Source organism: Thermogutta sp., from assembly GCF_039793925.1.
GTDB lineage: Bacteria > Planctomycetota > Planctomycetia > Pirellulales > Thermoguttaceae > Thermogutta.
The window spans coordinates 1-1,584 of sequence record NZ_JBAMME010000053.1 but is presented as its reverse complement, the minus strand read 5'-3'; the positions used below and the strand labels follow the sequence as shown (position 1 = coordinate 1,584).

Here is a 1,584-nt window from a genome sequence, read left to right as displayed (position 1 = left end):
CGATGACGTCCCTGGTGCCGTTGGACCGCACCCGCTTGGCCACAAGCCCGCTGGGATGGTACAGAATGCTGGCATAGGTCGTGACCCCTCACTCTCGCCAAATCAGTTTACGATTATCAAGTCAAGCAGGTGCGCTTACACTCTCGTTTCGTTGTGTTTCGACTTTGATACGCCAGGTTTTTGCCCACCGATCGGGCTCCCCCAAGCGGCGAAAGTTACTTAAAAATGTGCACGCCCAACCTTAACAATCGATCGCACCTAGTTGGCTTGTCGAGCTGGAACTCAGCGACGGAGATTGCGGCCGCCGTCGCATAATCGCACTCCCCTGGGACAAAACCAATATAAGCAACGCCCAGGTTACGCAACTCGGATTTGGAAAAAACAACTGGCGTGGTGGGATCGACCTGACCAAACGGAAGTATGGCGCCGTCCTCGGCAAACCCTACAACCCAGAGCTGTTCCAAGGGCTGATTGACGCCGTTTCTGACAGAAATTGCAACTAAAGGCTGGCCTTGGTCCAGGGTCGCCTCAGAGCAATGTGTTTGCCCCCGTTTCGCGGTAGTCGGAATCCACAAAAGCGCCTGCTCTCCGGTTAGGCGCTTGGGGTCACAATCGACGTAGAGCTCCTCCTTGCTCAGCAGAACGTCCTCCCCACCAACGACGTGGAGTATTACCCACGCAAGGTTTTCCCGGCACGCCGAACTGTAGGGGAGAACCTCTCCCTTGAGCGTTAACTGGCGAATGCCCTCACCCTCCAAGACGAACGACACGCGGTGAATCTTGGCCCAAATTACCGCGTTGCGCCTGCCTTCGTACGGGTTCCACTGACACGCGATTCGAAGACCGACCTCACCTGACGGCCCAGCCAACGTGGTACAACCCAGGCCGGCGAGAATCAAAAACGACATCGGAACCCGGCGGAAACGAGCTTTCATGTGACTCACTTCGGATTTGCTGGATTCTCGTTCGCTGTTACGTTGACCAGGGCTTTCGAAAATTCCTCCCCAAGACCCAAAAGCTCTTCCACAAGCTTTTGGGCCTCTTCGCGGGAAAGGTCCGGTCTCTCCTCGGCAATCGCCCTACCCAACGCTTCAGCCGACCCATCTTTATCGGTTTTGTCAATTTCGTTGGTGAGCTTGCCAGCGCGCAAGTCCATCACGTGGGCCCCCAGCTCGTGACCAAACGTCACAACACCGGAAGAATGTCCGGTCAGCCGACCTGGTTCACCCGTAATAGCTTTCCTGTCAAATTCCACAACGGCACCTCTTTCCCCGGTGAGTCGGTAAGCCTGACCGTATTGGAACCTAGGCGGCTGTCCCTGGCGTCCTCTTGCCTTCCACAAGTAAAACGTCGGCCAGTTCGACGTGTTAAGCTCCGCTGCTCTTAGCTTTACACGAAACGTTCGGTCGCGCCCCAACTCCTCCACCACCTTTCGGCCCGAAGGCCTCATGGTCATTTGGATGAGGACGTTTCTTGCAAAGGTGTAGTCGTCACCCTTCAAACCAGCCATGTCAAACCACCTCCCCGTAGGATCCACCGCACTCACCGGGTTGTTGCGGACGTAGGCGTAGAGGTTGAAGCTTT

The 1,584-nt window shown here is 56.0% G+C and carries 2 protein-coding genes; both read right to left on the bottom strand.

Annotation, left to right across the window (positions count from 1 at the left end):
- Positions 1 to 215: 215 nt before the first annotated feature.
- Positions 216 to 935 carry a hypothetical protein gene (locus tag ABJK56_RS01690; RefSeq protein ID WP_347242932.1) on the bottom strand — a complete coding sequence of 240 codons (720 nt, stop codon included), beginning with the start codon at positions 933 to 935 and terminating at the stop codon, positions 216 to 218.
- A 5-nt stretch (positions 936 to 940) separates the two neighbouring features.
- The coding region (locus tag ABJK56_RS01685) for a hypothetical protein (protein WP_347242931.1) at positions 941 to 1,584 on the bottom strand (644 nt) is incomplete at its 5' end.